13 protein-coding genes are annotated in these 17,563 nt (G+C 65.0%); 7 read left to right on the top strand and 6 right to left on the bottom strand.

Going from position 1 to position 17,563, the window contains the following annotated elements:
• Positions 1-175: 175 nt before the first annotated feature.
• The 3 genes from AAEO60_RS12535 to AAEO60_RS12545 form a co-directional block, all read right to left on the bottom strand.
• Positions 176-847: a glutathione S-transferase family protein gene (locus tag AAEO60_RS12535; RefSeq protein ID WP_341674046.1), complete on the bottom strand. Its 672-nt coding sequence runs from the start codon at positions 845-847 to the stop codon at positions 176-178.
• Between the two features lie 74 nt (positions 848-921).
• On the bottom strand, positions 922-1,275 hold the full coding sequence (locus tag AAEO60_RS12540) for a hypothetical protein (protein WP_341674047.1): 354 nt from the start codon (positions 1,273-1,275) through the stop codon (positions 922-924).
• A gap of 10 nt (positions 1,276-1,285) precedes the next feature.
• Positions 1,286-1,843: a nuclear transport factor 2 family protein gene (locus AAEO60_RS12545; RefSeq protein WP_341674048.1), complete on the bottom strand. Its 558-nt coding sequence runs from the start codon at positions 1,841-1,843 to the stop codon at positions 1,286-1,288.
• 116 nt (positions 1,844-1,959) lie between these two features.
• Between AAEO60_RS12545 and AAEO60_RS12550 the strand changes: the two genes are divergently transcribed.
• The 7 genes from AAEO60_RS12550 (at position 1,960) to AAEO60_RS12580 (ending at position 14,072) form a co-directional block, all read left to right on the top strand.
• Positions 1,960-3,360 carry an MFS transporter gene (locus AAEO60_RS12550; protein ID WP_341674049.1) on the top strand — a complete coding sequence of 467 codons (1,401 nt, stop codon included), beginning with the start codon at positions 1,960-1,962 and terminating at the stop codon, positions 3,358-3,360.
• Between the two features lie 82 nt (positions 3,361-3,442).
• Positions 3,443-4,183, top strand: coding sequence for a nuclear transport factor 2 family protein (locus AAEO60_RS12555; RefSeq protein ID WP_341674050.1), 741 nt, complete (start codon positions 3,443-3,445; stop codon positions 4,181-4,183).
• Positions 4,184-4,283: 100 nt separating this feature from the next.
• Positions 4,284-5,714 (top strand): NAD-dependent succinate-semialdehyde dehydrogenase, encoded by a 1,431-nt coding sequence (locus AAEO60_RS12560; RefSeq protein WP_341674051.1) that lies wholly within the window; start codon positions 4,284-4,286, stop codon positions 5,712-5,714.
• Between the two features lie 34 nt (positions 5,715-5,748).
• The gene (locus tag AAEO60_RS12565; protein WP_341674052.1) at positions 5,749-6,804 is read left to right on the top strand and encodes an amidohydrolase family protein; all 1,056 of its coding nucleotides are present in this window, start codon (positions 5,749-5,751) and stop codon (positions 6,802-6,804) included.
• A gap of 10 nt (positions 6,805-6,814) precedes the next feature.
• Complete coding sequence (locus tag AAEO60_RS12570) at positions 6,815-8,497, top strand: MFS transporter (protein WP_341674053.1); 1,683 nt, start codon at positions 6,815-6,817, stop codon at positions 8,495-8,497.
• A 4-nt stretch (positions 8,498-8,501) separates the two neighbouring features.
• Complete coding sequence (gene mdlC, locus AAEO60_RS12575) at positions 8,502-10,040, top strand: benzoylformate decarboxylase (protein WP_341674054.1); 1,539 nt, start codon at positions 8,502-8,504, stop codon at positions 10,038-10,040.
• 282 nt (positions 10,041-10,322) lie between these two features.
• Complete coding sequence (locus AAEO60_RS12580; RefSeq protein WP_341674055.1) at positions 10,323-14,072, top strand: beta strand repeat-containing protein; 3,750 nt, start codon at positions 10,323-10,325, stop codon at positions 14,070-14,072.
• A 188-nt stretch (positions 14,073-14,260) separates the two neighbouring features.
• Here the strand turns inward: AAEO60_RS12580 and AAEO60_RS12585 are convergent, their stop codons facing one another.
• From AAEO60_RS12585 to AAEO60_RS12595, 3 genes are all read right to left on the bottom strand, one after another.
• Positions 14,261-14,722, bottom strand: a complete 462-nt coding sequence (locus tag AAEO60_RS12585) for a DUF3237 domain-containing protein (protein WP_341674056.1) — start codon at positions 14,720-14,722, stop codon at positions 14,261-14,263.
• Between the two features lie 66 nt (positions 14,723-14,788).
• Complete coding sequence (locus tag AAEO60_RS12590; RefSeq protein WP_341674057.1) at positions 14,789-16,054, bottom strand: serine hydrolase domain-containing protein; 1,266 nt, start codon at positions 16,052-16,054, stop codon at positions 14,789-14,791.
• A complete protein-coding gene (locus AAEO60_RS12595; protein WP_341674058.1) occupies positions 16,051-17,532 on the bottom strand; it encodes a lignostilbene-alpha,beta-dioxygenase in 1,482 nt (493 codons plus the stop codon). Before AAEO60_RS12595 ends, AAEO60_RS12590 begins: the two co-directional genes overlap by 4 nt.
• Positions 17,533-17,563 lie beyond the last annotated feature (31 nt).

Raw genomic sequence — 17,563 nt, forward strand, 5'->3', positions numbered from 1 at the left:
TCGCCCTTTGTCGGGCGCTGATCGCGCCCGATACCCCCGCAAGTTAGCTACGGAGCGCTATATCGGTTCGCCAAAGGCGGACCGCAAGGGCGACCGCCCGCCCGCACCGGCCCCGAAGCGCAGCGGAGGGAATAGCCGGGAGGACGAGGCCGCGGAGGCGGCCTCGAAAAACAAACTAGGCGTTCACGTCCGCGTAGTGCCTTGGCGGCGGCAGGCCTTCCATCTTCTGGGTCAGCAACGGGGCAAAGCTGGGACGGCTTTTCATCACGCGGTACCAGTTGCGGGCGCTGGAATGGTCCGACCATTCGAGGCAGTCGAGGTAGTCGATCACCGACAGTTGCGCGGCAGCGGCAAAGTCAGCGAGACTGAGCTGCGCCCCGCCCAACCAGCGGTTATGGTCGACGAGGAAGTCGATGTAATCGAGATGGTCGTGCAGCACCCGCGTCGCCTGCCGCAGCACGCGGCTGTCGGGCGATTGCCGCAGGAACAGCCGCTTCTTCATCTTCTCGTGCAGCAGCGGCGCGGTGACACCGTTGTAGAGCGCATCGTCGAACAGCGCGACCAGCCGGCGGATCTCCGCGCGCGCCTGGGCCGAGCCGGGCAACAGCGGGCTCTTGCTCTCGGTCTCTTCGAAATACTCGCAGATCGCCTGGCTGTCGGCCAGGGTCAGGCGGCGTTCTTCCTGGTAGAGGACCGGAGTCTTGCCCGCCGGATTGCGGCGGTGGAAGTCCTCGTCATCTTCCCACGGGTAGGCCAGCCGCAGGGCGAAAGGCACCTTCTTCTCGCTCAGGGCGAGCTGCACCTTGCGGCTGAACGGACAGAGCGGGAAATGATAAAGCTGCCACATGTTTATCCGCCGCCTAATGCCGCATGCGCCGCGCGCGGTCCAGCGGCCAAGTGCCAATTATCCGGCGATCTCCGCTATTCTTCGGGGAGCAGGTTGAGGCAGACCGGCACCACCTGGTCCAGCGTGCCGTTGTCGACCATGTCCTGCGCTTCGGCGGACAGGGCCGCCTGGATCTGGTCGCGGTCGAGACCGGCCTCGTCCATCACCTGCGCGCTGGCCCGCACGAAGAATTCGCGCCCGCGTTCGGCCATGGCCGGATAGCGCATGGCCTCGGCATTGCCGTTGTCCTGGCGATAAGCGACCAGCGCGAAAGCGGCAGAGCAGCGCACCAGCATGCGGTGCTCCACACCCAGCTGCGGCGCGGCAGCCTGGGCAGTGGCCAGAGTCGGCGTGACGGCAAGGGCGAAAGCGAGTGCGGTGCGGATCATGCGATCGCCCTTAGACCGGCGAGAATGAACGCGAGCCTTCCGCTGCACGATCAAGTTCGCGCACCGGGTTTTCCGGGCGGCTTGCGCGGCCATGCAGGAACTCGTTGCGGATGTTGCGGTACTTGAACTTCCACTCGCCGTCGACGCGCACGATCTCGTCCTCGTAAGTGCCGAAGCTGCCCATGGTCGGCGTCTTGCGCAAGCCGTCGGGGCTGCCTTGCGAGGGAACCTTGGGGCCATCGTTGGCGGTCTCGAACCAGAAGCCCGTGTGCCAGGCCTTGTCGCCTTCGACGCGGATCACCGAATGGCACAGGATGTGGCGCAGGATGGCGGGATTGCCGTCGATGTCCTTGAAGATGGTGCCGACCCGTTCCTTGAACTCCTTGGCCTCGGCCCGGATGTTCTCGCGGCCCACGGTCTGCCCGCCAGCGTAATCGAGCGTGCCGTCCTCGGTGAAGGTTTCGGCGTACATGTCGAAATCGTTCCAATCCATGGCCAGGAGGTAGCGCGCCATCAGGTCTTCGATCTCGGCGCGGTCCTGGGCGTAGGTGGCGGGGTACTTGGGCATGGGGCGAATCCTCTCCGTCTTGATATTTCTTGGTCTTGTTTGACCTGCGTCATGGAATCGCGGGGCCTGCGTGGCAAGGATTGAGCACCAAAAGCAAAGCAGGTCGGGAGAATTTGATGGCAGGACCCCTGGTGGCCGAAGCGCCCGCAACCGGTGACGCACCGGCGGCGGAACGGCAATGGCCAAGCGAAACAGCGGGCTGGTACGCGCTGTTCGTCATCGTCCTGACAATGTTCCTGACCTTCTTCGACCAGACGGTGTTTGCCATGCTGGCCGAGAAGATGCGCGCCAGCTTCGAACTCAGCGATTCCGCGCTCGGCTTCCTGCTGGGTCCGGCCAGCGTGATCGCCTTCGTCTTCGTCGGCATCCCGCTTTCGCGATTGGTCGATATCTTCCCGCGCAAGAAGGTGCTGGCAGCCGGCATTGCCGTGCTCGGCACAATCACGGCGCTGGGCGGGTTGGCGCAGAACTTCGCCCAGTTGGTGGGGACGCGGCTGTTCGTCGGTGCGGGCGGATCGGCGCACGGACCAGGTTCCTATTCGCTGCTGGCCGACGCCTTCCGGCCGGTGCGCATCCCCATCGTCTTCGCGCTCGTGCAGTTCGGCTTCGTGCTTGGCCAGTCGGGCGGCACCTGGGGCGGCGGCCAGCTGATCGCCTGGACCGAGCAGTTCCCCGAGAGGATCGAGTTCCTCGGCCTGGCGATCTTCAACTGGCAGCTGGTGCTGATCATCATCGGCCTGCCGGGCCTGCTGGCGGCGATCCTGTTCCTGCTGGTGCGCGAACCCCCGCGCCGCTCGCCGCCCGATTCCGCGCGGCTGGTGCCCGCCGATGCGCCGATGGGCCGCAAGCTGCTGGCCTTCACCGGCTTCGATGCCATTCGCGCGATCAACCTGCGCGGCGCGACCTACTGGCCGCTGTTCGCCGCGCTGGCGCTGTCCGCCATCGAGAGCCAGGGCCTGCCCGCCTGGCGCGTGCCCTTCATCAGCCGCACATACGGCTGGACCGAGGCCGATATCGGCAACCTGCTCGGCCCGCTGCTGTTCGTCGCCTCGATCACCGGCATCGTGCTGGGCGGGGTCTTCGTCAGCTGGATGAACCGCAAGTACAAGGACGGCAACATCCGCGCCTGCGCCATCATCTTCACCTGCACCACGACCTTCGCCATCCTGACGCCGCTGATGCCCTATGCCGAACTGGCGCTGGGCTGCATGGCGGCCACGGCCATGTTCGGGCTGGCTGGCGCACCGGCGCAGAACGCGGCCATCCAGCGTATCGCGCCCAACGAGATGCGCGGGCAGGTGACGGCGCTCTACCTGTTCATGTTCACCTTTTTCGGCGCCATGGGCAGCTTCGTGATCGGCTCTGTGAGCGACCTGATCGTGGGCGATCCGGCCAAGCTGTGGCAGGCCCTGCTGATCGTCGCGGCGGTCTTCATGCCGATTGCCACCTTGTTCATGTGGCGCGCCATCCGGCCCTACCGCGAAGAGGTGGAGCGGCTTGAAGCACTAGGTATCTAACGAATGATACAATCACGCCGTTGACAGGCGCGGGGCGCTCACACAATTGTATGCACAACATACAAATTGGGAGAGAATCGGTATGTCGGAAGATCGCATCGCAGCGCTCGAGGCCAAGGTGGCCGAGATGGACAAGCGCCTGACCCAGCGTGAAGACGAGCTGGACGTCAAGAAGCTGCAGTACCTCTATGGCTACCTGATCGACAAATGCATGTATGACCAGGTGGTAGACCTGTTCACCGACGACGGCGAAGTGCGTTTCTTCGGCGGCGTGTGGAAGGGCAAGGCGGGCGTCGCGCGCCTTTACATCGACCGCTTCCGCAAGCGTTTCACCTACAACAACAACGGCCCGATCGACGGCTTCCTGCTGGATCACCCGCAGATCCAGACGATCATCGACATCGACCCCGACGGCAAGACCGCGCGCCTGCGCGGCCGTTCCACCATGCAGGCCGGTCGCCACAAGGATTACGAGGGCGACGCCCCGCATCTGAAGGCCCGCCAGTGGTGGGAAGGCGGCCTCTACGAGAACGTCTACAAGAAGGGCGAAGACGGCAAGTGGCGCATCCACGTGCTGAACTATTTCCCGCACTGGCACGCCGACTTCGAAAAGGGCTGGGCCTACACCGATCCCGAATATGTGCCCTTCCCCAAGGTGCTCTATCCCGAAGACCCGTCGGGTCCGGACGCGCTGATCGACGACCACTGGCTGTGGCCGACGCACAAGCTGCTGCCCTTCCACATGAAGCACCCGATCACCGGTGAGGAAATGAAGGCGGATCGCTGGGAAGGCGATGTGGCGCGCGAGAAGGCGAAGGGCTAAGGCCTGCCCGACGACCTCGCAGCAGCGGGGTTCCAGAACAGCGATGCAGGGAAGCGGGGCCACGGTCCCGCTTCCGCAGGTATTACGAGGTAGAGAGCAAATGACCCAGTACCCCAGCCTCCACATGGTAATCGACGGCGAACGGGTGTCCGGCGGTGGCCGCCGCACCTTCGATGTCGTCAATCCCGTCACCGGCGAGACGCTGGCCGAACTGCCGCTGGCAGACCCGGCAGACCTCGACCGGGCGCTGGAAGTGGCGCAGCGCGGCTACAAGATCTGGCGCTACACGCCCGCCGCCCAGCGCGCCGCCGTGCTGCACAAGGCTGCCGCGCTGATCCGCGAACGCGCGGACGACCTCGCCCGCGTCGCGACGATGGAGGAAGGCAAGCCGGTCGGCGAGACCAGGATGGAATGCATGGCTTCTGCCGGCTGGTTCGATTTCGCTGCGGGCGAATGCCAGCGCATCTATGGCCGCGAACTGGTACGTCCGGTGGGCCAGCGCTCCACCGTGCGGTGGGAGCCGGTTGGCCCCATCGCCGCCTTCGCGCCGTGGAATTTCCCGCTCGGCAACCCCAGCCGCAAGCTGGGTGCTGCAGTCGCCGCGGGCTGCTCGATCATCCTCAAGTCGGCCGAGGAAACCCCGGCATCGGCGCTGGGCATCCTGCAGTGCCTCTACGACGCAGGCCTGCCCAAGGAAGTGGCGCAGGCCGTGTTCGGCGTGCCCGATGAAGTCAGCCGCCACCTGCTCGGTTCGCCGATCATCAAGAAGCTGTCGTTCACCGGATCGACCGTGGTCGGCAAGCACCTTGCCAAGCTGGCGGCGGACAACATGATCCGCACCACCATGGAACTTGGCGGCCACGGCCCGGTGCTGGTGTTCGACGATGCCGACATGGAGAAGGTGCTGGCCACCGCCGCGCCCGGGAAGACGCGCAACGCCGGCCAGGTCTGCGTCAGTCCGACGCGTTTCATCGTGCAGGAAAACGTGTTCGGGAAGTTCCGCGACGGCATGGCCGAGCGCCTTGGCGCCACCAAGGTTGGTGACGGTCTCGACCCGGAAACGCAGATGGGCCCCATGGCCAACCCGCGCCGTCCCGACGCGATGGAAAAGTTCGTGGCCAACGCCAAGAGCAAGGGTGCCAAGGTGAACACCGGCGGTGAACGCATCGGCAACCAGGGCTATTTCTTCCAGCCGACCGTGCTGAGCGAAATCCCGCTCGATGCCGAAGTGATGAACGAAGAGCCGTTCGGCCCCCTCGCGCTCATCAACCCCTATGCCAGCGAAGAACAGATGATCGCCGAGGCCAACCGCCTGCCTTACGGCCTGGCCGGTTACGCCTGGACCAACGACGTGCAGCGCCAGCGCCGCCTGGCGGACGAGGTGCAGGTCGGCATGATGGGCCTCAACACCCACATGATTGCCGGTCCCGATGCCCCGTTCCAGGGCGTCCAGTGGTCCGGCCACGGCAGCGAAGACGGCCCCGAGGGCGTGAAGGCCTGCATGGTGGTGAAAGCCATCCACGAGGCCTGACCGCTATCAAGCGCGACAAGGGAGAGGAAAGCGCGTGACAACAGAACTGAAGACCGGTGGCCAGCACGGCTACCTGCGCATCGCCACCGAAGAAGCCTTCGGCACTGCCGAGCAGATGGACGCCATCCTGCGGCTGGTGAAGGAAGGCCGCGCCGACAAGGGCACGGTTTCGCTGTGGGGTTTCTACGGCACCAGCCCCAGCGAACGCACGACCTTCATCCGCGAACGCCTGCTCGACCTCGGGCCGCTGCGCATAGCGGCGATGGACGAAAGCGGTATCGACAAGGCCGTGCTCGCCATGACCAGCCCGGGGGTGCAGTCGCTGTTCGACCTCGACGAGGCCAAGGGCATCGTCACGCGCGGCAACGACCAGCTGAAGGACGCCTGCGAGCGCTATCCGGACCGCTTCATCGGCATGACCGCGATCTGCCCGCAGGACCCCGAATGGTCGGCGCAGGAGCTGAAGCGCGGCAAGGAAGAACTGGGCTTCGTCGGCGTGCAGGTGAACTCCCACACCCACGGCCACTACCTCGACGAGGAGCAGTTCGACCCCATCCTACGCACCTGCGCGGACATGGACATCCCGCTCTACATCCACCCGCAAGGCCCGCCCGACAACATGATCGGCGGCATGGTGGAGGCAGGCCTCGAAGGCGCGATCTTCGGTTTCGCGATGGAGACGAGCTACCACGCGCTGCGCCTGCTTACGACCGGCGTGTTCGACCGCTATCCCTCGCTCAAGCTGGTGCTGGGCCACGGCTGCGAAGGCCTGCCGTTCTGGATCGACCGTTTCGACTACATGTTCAACGCGGGTGTACGCTCCAAGCGCTACGAACGGCTGAAGCCGCTGCAGCACGGCCTGCACCATTACCTGCGCACCAATGTGTGGGGCACCAACTCCGGCCTTCCCAGTCCCGCGTCGATCAAGCTGATGATGGAAGTCATGGGCGAAGACCGCGTCTGTTACGCGATGGACTATCCGTATCAATTTGTACCGGACGAGGTGCGCCGTCTTGACGCCATGGACATCAGCCCCGATGCCAAGCGCAAGTTCTTCCAGACAAATGCGGAAGCGCTGTTCGGGATTTGAAGGGCGGCTTGTGAGCGATACACCCAATACTGCACCTGACGCTGCGGGTACGGCACCAGGAATGCCGATCGCTCCGGCATCCAGCGAGGCACCCGACAGCAACCGCATCAGCCGCTATGGCTGGCACGCCATCATCTTGATGTCCTCGGCGCAGATGATGAGCCTGCTCGACCGGCAGATCCTCTCCATCCTCGCCAACGATATTCGCGCGGACCTGGGCATCGGCGATGCCGAGATGGGCCTGCTCTACGGCACGGTCTTCGCGCTGTTCTACGCGCTGTTCTCGCTGCCGCTGGGACGGCTGGTGGACGGCTGGGTGCGCACCAAGCTGCTGGCGATCTGCCTTGCCGGCTGGTCGTTCTTCGCCGGCCTGTCCGCCTTTGCGCAAGGCTTCACCCTGCTTGCCATCTCGCGCCTCGGCGTGGGCATCGGCGAGGCGGCGACGCAGCCTGCCGCCAATTCCATCCTGTTCGACAGCCTGCCCAAGGGCCGCCGCGGCCTTGCCATGGGCGGCCTCGGTGTCGGCCTGGCGCTGGGCCTTGGCCTGTCGATGGCGCTGGGCGGCGTGGCGGCCGAATGGTGGGACAACCGCGTGGCCGCTGGCGGGGCCAACTTCGGCTTTGCTGGCTGGCAGTTCGCCTTCCTTGTCGCCGCCCTGCCCGGCTTCCCGCTGGCATGGCTGATCTACAAGCTGCGCGAGCCCGAGCGCGGCGCGATGGACGGCATCAAGACCAAGCCCGATCCGGCCCCGTTCAAGGCCAGCGCAGGCGTACTGGGCGCGGTGACGCCGGGCACCAACTGGATGAACCTGTGGCGCCATGACGCCGGGGCGAAACAGTGGACCATCAACCTTGTCGGCCTGGCAGTAATCGTGGGCTTCTGCGCCCTGATGGTGCAGGTCACCAGCGACTTCTCGCCGCGCCCGCCGCTCGATTTCGGCGCCGTGTCAATCAGTCCGCATGTGCTGCAATGGAGCGTGTTCGGCTTCGGCGCCTTCGTGGTGCTCAACCTGTTCCAGAACTTCCGCCTGACCGACAAGCCCACCTTCAAGGTCGCGCTCAATCCGTCATTGCTGCTGCTGATGGTGATGGGCGGCCTGCAGACCGCCATCAACTATGGCGTGATGTTCGCCAGCCCGCAGATCCTGATCCGGCAATTCGAGCTGTCGATGGCCGACGTCGGCCTGCAGTTCGGCCTGCTATCCGCCGTGCTGGCAACCATCGGCGCGCTGGTGGCCGGACCGCTGGCCGACTGGCTGGGCGGCAAGATGGGCACGCGCGGGATGATCTTCCTGGTGCTGTTGTCGCTGGGCATTTCGCCCTTCTTCGGGATCTGGACCTACAGCGCCGAAACGCTGAGCGATTTCTACCTCCGCTACACCGTCTTCTCGCTGATCCTGACGCTGTGGCTGCCGCCGACCTATGCCCTGCTGCTGGGCCTGGCCCTGCCGCGCATGCGCGGGATCATCTTCTCGACCTACCTCGTCATCATGACCCTGCTCGGCCAGGGTCTCGGCCCCTATGTGGTCGGGATCATTTCCGACCAGAACGGCAATGACCTGGCCGCCGCGCTGATTTCGCTGATGTGGGTCTGCCCGGTGATCGTCGCGCTGCTGCTGATTGTGCTGACGCGCTATGGCAAGGACGAGGCATCCATGCTCGACCGCGCCCGCGCGGGTGGTGAAGAGGTCTGATACAATGCCTAATGTTAGTGACGCCGCCTTCGCCGTATTCGAACATTTCGGGGTCGACCGGTTGTTCGGCAATCCCGGCAGCACCGAGCTGCCCATGCTCAAGGGCATGCCCTTCCCTTATGTGATGGGTCTCAACGAGGCCGTCGTTGTCGGCATGGCAGACGGCTATGCGCGTTCGTCCGGCAAGCCGGCACTGGTCAACCTGCACAGTGCCGCGGGCACCGGGCATTCGCTGGGCAACCTGTTCACCGCGTGGAAGAACAATGCGCCCGTGGTGGTGACGGCGGGCCAGCAGGCGCGCTCGATCCTGCCTTACGATCCCTTCCTCTATGCCGAACGGCCGAGCGAGTTCCCGCGGCCTTACGTCAAGTATTCGGTCGAACCCGCCCGCGCCGAGGACGTGCCGCTGGCTTTGGCGCGCGCCTTCGCAATTGCCCTGACCCCGCCGATGGGCCCGGTCTTCGTCTCCATCCCCGTCGACGACTGGGAGCGCGACTGCGAGATGCCGGGGCTGCCGGATATCGACGCGATCACAGTGCCCTCGGACAAGGGTATCGACCGCCTGGCGGAACTGCTCGACAGTGCCAGCAATCCGGCGCTGGTGGTGGGCACCGGGGTCGCCAATGCCGGCGGCTGGGATGCTGCCATCGCGCTGGCCGAGAAGGCTGGCTGCGCTGTTTTCGCCGCGCCCTACGCCGCGCGCGAGACCTTCCCCGAAGATCACCCGCAATTCGCGGGCTTCCTCAACGCCTGGCGCGACCAGATCCGCGATGCGCTCGATCCGTTTGACGCCATCCTTGTCGCCGGGGCGCCGGTGTTCACCTACCACGTCGAAGGCAGCGGCCCGCACTGGCCTGCCCATGCCAGGCTGATGGCCCTGAGCGATGATCCGCAGCACCTCGCCAACCTGCCCGGCGGCGGCGGCGTGCTGGGGGATCCGGCAGCCGCCCTTACGAAGCTCGCCGAACGCGCCAGGGCGCGCGACTACACCGGACCCCGCCACCAGTTGATCACGCCCGAACCGCAAATGACGGCAGCCTACGTGCTCAGCCGCATCGCCGCGCTGCGCCCTGACAAGGCCGTGATCGTCGAAGAGGCCCCGACAGCGCGCGGGCCCGAGCACCAGACCCTGCCGATCGTTCGCGAGGGCGGCTTCTATTCCTGCGCCAGCGGCGGCCTCGGCTATTCGCTGCCGGGTGCGCTGGGCGTCTGCATGGGCCAGGACGACAAGGTGATCGCGATCCTCGGTGACGGCGCTGCCATGTACACGATCCAGGGACTGTTCACGGCGCACCAGCAAGGCCTGCCGGTGAGCGTCATCATCATGAACAACGCTGCATATGCCGCACTTATGGGATTTTCCGGCGAGTTCGGGATGAATAGCGTGCCTGGCTGTGACCTGAGAGGTCTCGACTTCGTCCAGTTGGCAGAGGGTCAAGCAATTGCAGGTCGCAAAGTGGACTCGGTCGACAATCTTGATGACGCCTTGCGCTGGAGCTTCGAGTCGCCAGAGCCGACTCTGTTGGACTTGCGCATCGCCTAGGCCCGTTGAGTTCGTCTTAACGAACCTTGTCGCGGCATTTACCGCACAATTTATCCATCCAAACCGCCCCATTCAGGCACAAATCGTTAATTTTTTGCATTTTGGACGTGCGAAATTCAGAAATATCCTTAACATACGCGGAGTCCGGAAACGGGCTTTTGCCGCAATCGGGGGGTTGCGACACACATCAGGGGGGCATTCATGACTGCCAGGGTCAGTCTCTCCTTTTTTGTCGATCCCTCGGGCTCAAGCTCGTTTCGGTAAACAGGAGGAATCTTTACAATGCCCAGTTCGAAAACAGCGCCGAAGACTTTCGGCAAGATGACCACCATGGCGCTCGGCGCCTCGGGTCTCGCAATTGCAACTGTCGCCATGGTCGGCACCACGCCGAGCACAGCCGCTGCAGAAGAGTGCCTGCTCGACAATGGCACGGGCGACGTCGTCGCCGGCTTTGGCTCGGGCGCGACCTATTCCAACGAAGGCAATGTCGTCAGCGCGCTTGATGCCGACGAAAGCAACAACAACTTCGGCACCACCGCCACCCCGGACACCACCGGCGGTGCTAGCGGTAGCGGCGCAAACTCGCTGGCTTGCGGAACCAACGCGGAAGCATCGGGTGTCGCCTCGACGGCAACCGGCTACGACTCAGAGGCTTCGGGCAACGGTTCAACCGCAGTCGGCTCGGCTTCGGAGGCCAGCGGCTCGGTCTCGACGGCAGTAGGCCGCCTCGCCGAAGCAACCGGCGCGCGCAGCACGGCCGTCGGCCAGAGCTCGGAAGCGACTGCCAACCGCGCGACCGCAATCGGTACGGATGCCATTGCATCGGGCACCGAATCCACGGCCATCGGCGCTGACTCGCTGGCTTCGGGCACAGCATCAACCGCAAGCGGCTACTTGGCGACTGCATCGGGCGACGGCTCGGCCGCTGTTGGCACCGAATCGAATGCCCGCGGCGACAACTCGGTTTCGATCGGCAACAGCTCGCAGGCGCTGACTGAGGGCAGCACCGCAGTCGGCTTCGATTCGACTGCCAATGGCGTGAGCGCCTCAGCATACGGTGACTCGTCGGCAGCAACCGGCGATCGTTCAACGGCAATCGGCTTCGGCGCGGATGCGACCGGCGACGACTCGATCTCGGTTGGTACCGGTCGCGCAAATGGAGATTCCTCTATCGCCATCGGCGACAATGCCGACGGCGGCGGGACCGCTTCGACTGCGATCGGCCAGCTTGCTTCCGCCACCAGCGACAACAGCCTTGCCATCGGCACAGAGGCCCGCTCGCAGGCGGAAGACGCTGTGGCGATCGGCAACCTCGCCCTAGCGCAGGGTACTTCGTCTACCGCGACAGGTGCGGGTTCAGTCGCAACGGGCGAGGAATCCTCGGCCTTCGGTGAAGGAGCCGCCGCTTCAGGCGATGAGTCCACCGCGATTGGTTCAGATTCTACCGCTTCCGGTTTCGGCAGCACTGCAACCGGTTCAGGTGCCCAGGCAACTGGCGATTTCTCCACTGCTACTGGCATATCCGCTCAGGCAACCGGACTTGCGACGAATGCGATCGGCGTAAATGCCCAGGCAACCGGTGATTTTTCCTCGGCACTGGGTATCAACGCACTGGCAAGCGGCCAACAGGCGCAGGCACTCGGCGACAGCTCGATTGCCAGCGGCGATGGATCTTCCGCATTGGGCACCTTCGCCAATGCCGGCGGTTTTGCATCGGTCTCGGTGGGCGCCGTTTCCAATGCTTCAGGTGACGGTGCGACGGCTACCGGCTCATTCACAACAGCATCGGGCATCAACTCGACCGCCAACGGCATTGGAGCGGCTGCAACCGGTGATGGTTCGACCGCAGTTGGCACCGGCTCGCAAGCGACCGGGCAGAATTCGTTTGCCGGTGGCACCAGTGCAAATGCCGCTGGTGTACAGTCGGTGGCCATCGGTGATCTCGCCAACGCCTCGCAGGACGGTGCGGTCGCCATCGGCGGCAACGCCCAGGCCACCAACACCGATGCAGTCGCTATCGGCCGCGGCGCGGTAGCCAGCGGCTCGACCGCAGTCGGCGGCAGCTCTTCTGCCACGGGTGCCAACTCCGCAGCCTTCGGTATCGCTGCCAACGCTTCGGGCGACGACAGCACCTCGCTGGGTGAAAACTCGGATGCCACCGGCGCCGATTCCACCGCGGTTGGCCAGAACGCTCAGGCCACTGGCAATCAGTCCACTGCTGTGGGTGAAACGGCCAATGCGTCCGGCACCAACTCCAGCGCCTTCGGTCAGAACACGCAGGCCTCTGGCGAAGGTAGCAGTGCCTTCGGCTCGCTGGCGGTAGCCAGCGGCGCCAACTCGGTCGCTTCGGGCATCAACGCCCAGGCTACCGGAGAGAACGACATTGCCATGGGCAACACGTCGCTTGCTTCCGGCGGCTTCTCGATCGCGATTGGCCAGTCGAGTGAAGCAACGGGACTTGGCTCGGTCGCACTTGGTGACAACACCACGTCGTCGTCCTTTGGTTCGACTGCCCTCGGTAACGAGGCCATTGCTTCCGGCTTCGCTTCGACGGCTACCGGCAACTTCTCGCTTGCCAGCGGAGAGAGTTCAACGGCTGTCGGTGACAATGCTTCGGCCACGGAACTTGTCGCCACGGCAGTGGGTGCTGGTGCCAGCGCCTCGGGTGTGGGTTCGTCGGCTATTGGTGTGGGCTCGTCGGCCAGTGGGTTTGCCTCCACTGCGACTGGTCCGCTTGCAAATGCCAGCGGTGACGCGTCGATTGCTAGTGGCTTTCAGGCCTCTGCAACGGGTGAGGGCGCCATTGCAACCGGGGCGGGTTCCTTTGCTGCCGGCATCGGCAGCAGTGCCTCTGGTCTCGGGGCGGTCGCCACGGCTGACAACAGCATTGCATCGGGTACCGGCGCCAGCGCCTCTGGCGTGACCTCAATCGCAGTGGGCAACCTGAGTGCCGCCTCCGGCCTCGACGCTGTCGCCATGGGTAATGGTGCGGTGGCCAGCGACGAGGACGCAGTGGCTCTCGGCCAGACGGCAGTGGCCAGCGGTTTCCATTCGACTTCGGTCGGTGCTGAATCGCAGGCAACCGGCGCTGGCGACACGGCCCTCGGCTGGCAGGCATCTGCCACCGGTGGCCAGTCGACCGCCACGGGTCGCCAGGCTTCGGCCAGCGGCTTCCAGTCGAGCGCCTACGGCCAGGGTTCAAGTGCAACCGGCGCCCAGTCGCTGGCTCTGGGCTTCAACGCCCAGGCCACTGACGAGGACGCCGTGGCCATCGGTGAATCGGCCCAGGCCGCATTCCACTCGACGGCCCTCGGTGGTGAAGCCCTCGCCAACGGTGTCGGTGCTACCGGCCTCGGCTGGCAGGCCAATGCCTCGGGCAACCAGTCGACCGCAGTGGGTCGCCAGGCAACTGCCTCGGCCCTGCAGTCGACCGCCATCGGTCAGAGCGCCACGGCAGCCTTCGACGGATCGACCGCCATCGGCTTCGGTGCCACCAGCACCGCCGCCAACCAGGTCGCCCTCGGCGGCACGGGTAGCGCGGTCCGCATCGGCGACATCGCTGCCAGCACCGCTGCGCAGATCGATGCCGGCGAAGTGATGACCGTCGACGCCAACGGTGTCGTGGGTGTCGATCCGAGCGTCCGCGCCGACATCGCCTCCAACACGGCAGCGATTGCGGTCAACTCCGGCCTCATCGCCGCCAACTCCGGTAACATCGCAGCCAACGCGGCAGCGATCGGTGTCCTGCAGGGTCAGACGGCTACCCTCTTCGATCTCACCGCACAGAACGCCCGCGGCGTTCGTGAGGCGAACGAAGGTGTGGCCATGGCGCTGTCGATGGAATCGCCGGTCCTGATGCCGACCGACAGCTTCGGCGTGTCGGGTGGCTTCGGTTACTACAACGACCGTGTCGCGGGTTCGGCCAGCTTCGCCGCCCGCATCAGTGACAACGCGCAGTTCACCGGTGGCTTCGGCATCGGCTTCAGCGAAGGTGAAGTTGGCGCCCGCGCCGGCTTCCAGGTCACCTGGTAAGACCTAACGGTCATAAGGAACCTCCTCCGAACTGGGGAGCTTGGGGGCGGCCGAAAGGTCGCCCCCATTCATTTGTGCGGAGGCGATCAGCGCCGGGCTTCGGGCTGAGGGGGCACACAGGAAAGGCGCGGCTGGACCAAACCCGCCGCGCCTTTCCTGTGTGCTGCGCCGTCATGCGGTGCAGGCGATCAGGTCACCCGCCACACCCACAGCTTGATCGAATTGGCATAGCGCGCCCCGCTGCAGATGAAGATCGACTTGTTCAGCCACTCGTAAGGGCCATCGGGCGCGATGAATTCGGGCACGGTGCGGAAATAGTATTCGGACGGATCGACGTCCTCGCCCGCGACCAGCCGCCGCATGACCTCGACCGGACCGTGGCGCAGGCCCCTGTTGCGGATCTGGATCAGTGCGCCGTCATCGGTCTCGATGGCGTAGATGGCATCGGCCACGGTCACCCCGTCGTGCCGGGTCAGCTGCCAGTCGGCAGAATTGCCCATCAGCTTGCCTGAGATCTTCGGCCCCTTCACAGAGCCGCCGGCGATGATCGGGATGATCCGGCGCGTGCCGTCATGGGTCTCGCCAATCTGGCGCGGCTCTTCGAGCTCGCCACTCGCCTCGTAAACAAATTCCAGTCCTGGTTGGATCAATGTGCCTCTCCTCTTCGGGCAGGACTGTTCGGCGCAAAGCGGGCCGCGCGTCAAGCCGTGCCGGGATCAATCCATCGGAGTATTGGCAATCCGCGCGAAGTAGTCGGCCACCTGGTCTTCCAGCTCGGCGCCGGGCGGGAAGTGGCTGAGTTTGACGATCACCGTCCGGCTGGCGGGATGGACGTAGATGAACTGTCCGGCCAGGCCGACGGCTGCAAAGGCACCCGGCTCGTTGCCCAGCTGCCAGGTCTGGTAGCCATAACCCGGCATCGGGCTGGCGGGATCCAGCGGCAGCATGGTGGTCATCTCGGTGACCCAGCCATCGGGCAGCACACGGCGATCGCCAACGACGCCCTGGTCAAGCAGCAACTGCCCCAGCCGCGCGAAATCGCGCAGCGTGGCGTTGAAGCCCATGCCTGCAAGCGAACGTCCCGCGCCGGGCGGCCCGTCTGCCAGCCAGAAGGCATTGCTTTCCGATCCTAGCGGTTGCCACAGGCGTTCGGTCGTCAGCTGCGCCAGCGGAGTGCCGGTGGCATTCTCCAGCACGCGGCCCAGCACGGCCGTATCCAGCGTGGCATAGTTGAAACTGGTCCCCGGCGCCTCGCGGCGCCCCACGGCAATGCCGAAGTCGGCGAAGCGCGCGCGATTGAGTACGATGGCCGTTTCGTGGATGCAGGCCGCGAGGCTGGGATTGTCCCCGAAGTCATAGCGTTCCACGATGTCCGCGCCGCTGCGCATCTGTAGCAGCTGCCGGATTGTCACCCCGTCATATCCGCCTCCGCGCAGCGCAGGCCAGTAGATCACCGCTGCCTGGTCGAGCGAGTCAATCTCGCCGCGTGCCAGCGCCTGTCCGACGAGCATGGCAATGATCGTCTTCGACATCGAGAAGCCGATGTGCCGCTCGTCCGCGCTGAAACGGTTGCGGTAGTCCTCGAACACGATCTGCCCGTCGCGCAGCACCAGCATGGCGTCGGTGTAGGTCGACTGCGCAAAGTCCTGGTAGCCATCGGGCATTTCGAACCCCTCGGCCACCTGCCAGGGGCGCGGGTTGCCGGATCGGGCAACCTGGCGATTGGCCCAGACCTCGCTCGCTTCGCGGAAGGTGAAGCTGTTCACCTCCGGATCGAGCAGGTGCCGCCGCATGGAGATCGTCGCGGGCGAGGGCTCGCGAAAGGCCAGTGCCGGCCCGGTCGGCGCGGGATCGAGCGGGGCAAGGTCGCGGCACGCAGGAGCCACGTCCCATTGCCGCCATGACTCGTCTGCCGATTGCGCCTGTGCCGGTGCAGCAGCCAGCAGGGCCGCTGCCGCTGCGCCAGCAAGAGCGCGCATCATGCCGGCTCCGCCACTTTCAGCCCGATGTCCTCGCTGCGCGCGAAGTTGCCGTGCAGGCCGAAGCGCAGGCGGATCGGCACGTGGACGGTTGCCACCGGGCCCTTCTCGATATCGAGCGCGTCGAAGATCAGCAGGTCGGTGTTGCGGTTCTCCAGCCGGTTGCACAGCATCACGATCCAGCCGTCGCCTTCGGGGGCGTCCGGCGTGCGCGGGATGAAGCAGGGTTCCTGCAAGCTCGAGACCGGGCCGCACCACCAGTGCTGCTCGCTGCCGTCTTCGAGGTTCTTGAGGAACAGGCAGTTCATCAGGAACCCGCCGGCGCTGCCGCCCTTCAGTTCGCAGGGGCGCGACATGTCCATCTCCAGGCCCCAGGTGTACTGGTTCTTGAGGCCGGTGAAGCGGTCGTCGATCCGCGGGAACTCGCTGGCGGTTTCGGTCAGCGGGGTGATCGAATCGAACTTGTCGGTGTTGCTCGACAGGTCGACGGTCCAGCGGGTGAGCTTGCTCATCGCCTCGGCCCCGTTGAACGGCGCGCCGTGCACGTCAGGGAAGAAGGGGAACATGTTGTTCTTCGCTTCGGGGACCACGAAGTGGATCTTGGTGCCTTCCTGCCAGGCGTTGACCACGTGGCTGGCAAAGCAGTTGTCGCGCTTGAACCAGCGGATGTCCTCTGCCTTCAGGTCGTCACGGCGCGGGATGATGCCGAGGTAGACCGGCTTGGTGGTGTCAAAGCCGAAGTGCGGCAGGCCCTTCTCCAACCGTTCCCAGCTGCCGACCGACGGTACGACGTGCAGCACCAGGTAATCGTCGGTGATCGCGAAGTCGTGCATCATGCAATAGTAAGGGGTCTTGAACCACACCTCGCGCACCAGCTCGTTGTCGGGGCTGATTTCCACGAGGGCGCAGTCGTCGCTGCAAATGCCCGAGGCTGCGTAGCACAGCGACACCATGTTGCCGGTCTTGGGGTCGATCTTGGGGTGGGCAGTGAAGGTCTCGCTCTTCATCGCGCCGTCCCAGGTCTCCACCTGCTCGCGCTCCATGGTGACGGGGTCCATCACCAGCGCCGGACTGTCTTCCTTCATCGCCCACAGCTTGCCCGCGAAGACCCAGGCATTGGTATTGCCGGTGGCGCGGTAGGTTCCCTTGGTCACGGGATCGTCGGTCAGCGGGTTGCGATAGTGGCCCCACAATGCCTTGCCGGCTTCGTGTTCCATCTGCCAGCGGTCGGTCTTGGCCCAGCGCTGCTTGAAGTCCACCTGCCCGTCATGGATGTGGAAGCGGCTGATCATGCCGTCGCCGTCAAAGGCAATCGAATCGCCCAGCATAGGCGGGAACTGCGGATCGGGCTGGACGCGGAAGAAGGCTCCGTCGATTTCCCTGGGGATCTCTCCCTCGTAGGCGAGGTCTTCAATATCCGCCTCGACCCGGCTGGGGGTGTTGAAACCGGTGAAACTCGGCGTGTCGGGGAATTTTGCCATCGTAAGTCCTCTCCTTGCGGATAATTGTATG

The sequence above is a fragment of the Aurantiacibacter gilvus genome (assembly GCF_038289935.1).
Taxonomy (GTDB): Bacteria; Pseudomonadota; Alphaproteobacteria; order Sphingomonadales; family Sphingomonadaceae; genus Alteraurantiacibacter; species Alteraurantiacibacter gilvus.

Bases quoted from the DNA above. Each gene is read 5' to 3' on its own strand.
- AAEO60_RS12535 (WP_341674046.1), bottom strand. From the start codon at position 847: ATGTGGCAGCTTTATCATTTCCCGCTCTGTCCGTTCAGCCGCAAGGTG.
- AAEO60_RS12540 (WP_341674047.1), bottom strand. From the start codon at position 1,275: ATGATCCGCACCGCACTCGCTTTCGCCCTTGCCGTCACGCCGACTCTG.
- AAEO60_RS12545 (WP_341674048.1), bottom strand. From the start codon at position 1,843: ATGCCCAAGTACCCCGCCACCTACGCCCAGGACCGCGCCGAGATCGAA.
- AAEO60_RS12550 (WP_341674049.1), top strand. From the start codon at position 1,960: ATGGCAGGACCCCTGGTGGCCGAAGCGCCCGCAACCGGTGACGCACCG.
- AAEO60_RS12555 (WP_341674050.1), top strand. From the start codon at position 3,443: ATGTCGGAAGATCGCATCGCAGCGCTCGAGGCCAAGGTGGCCGAGATG.
- AAEO60_RS12560 (WP_341674051.1), top strand. From the start codon at position 4,284: ATGACCCAGTACCCCAGCCTCCACATGGTAATCGACGGCGAACGGGTG.
- mdlC (WP_341674054.1), top strand. From the start codon at position 8,502: ATGCCTAATGTTAGTGACGCCGCCTTCGCCGTATTCGAACATTTCGGG.
- AAEO60_RS12580 (WP_341674055.1), top strand. From the start codon at position 10,323: ATGCCCAGTTCGAAAACAGCGCCGAAGACTTTCGGCAAGATGACCACC.
- AAEO60_RS12590 (WP_341674057.1), bottom strand. From the start codon at position 16,054: ATGATGCGCGCTCTTGCTGGCGCAGCGGCAGCGGCCCTGCTGGCTGCT.
- AAEO60_RS12595 (WP_341674058.1), bottom strand. From the start codon at position 17,532: ATGGCAAAATTCCCCGACACGCCGAGTTTCACCGGTTTCAACACCCCC.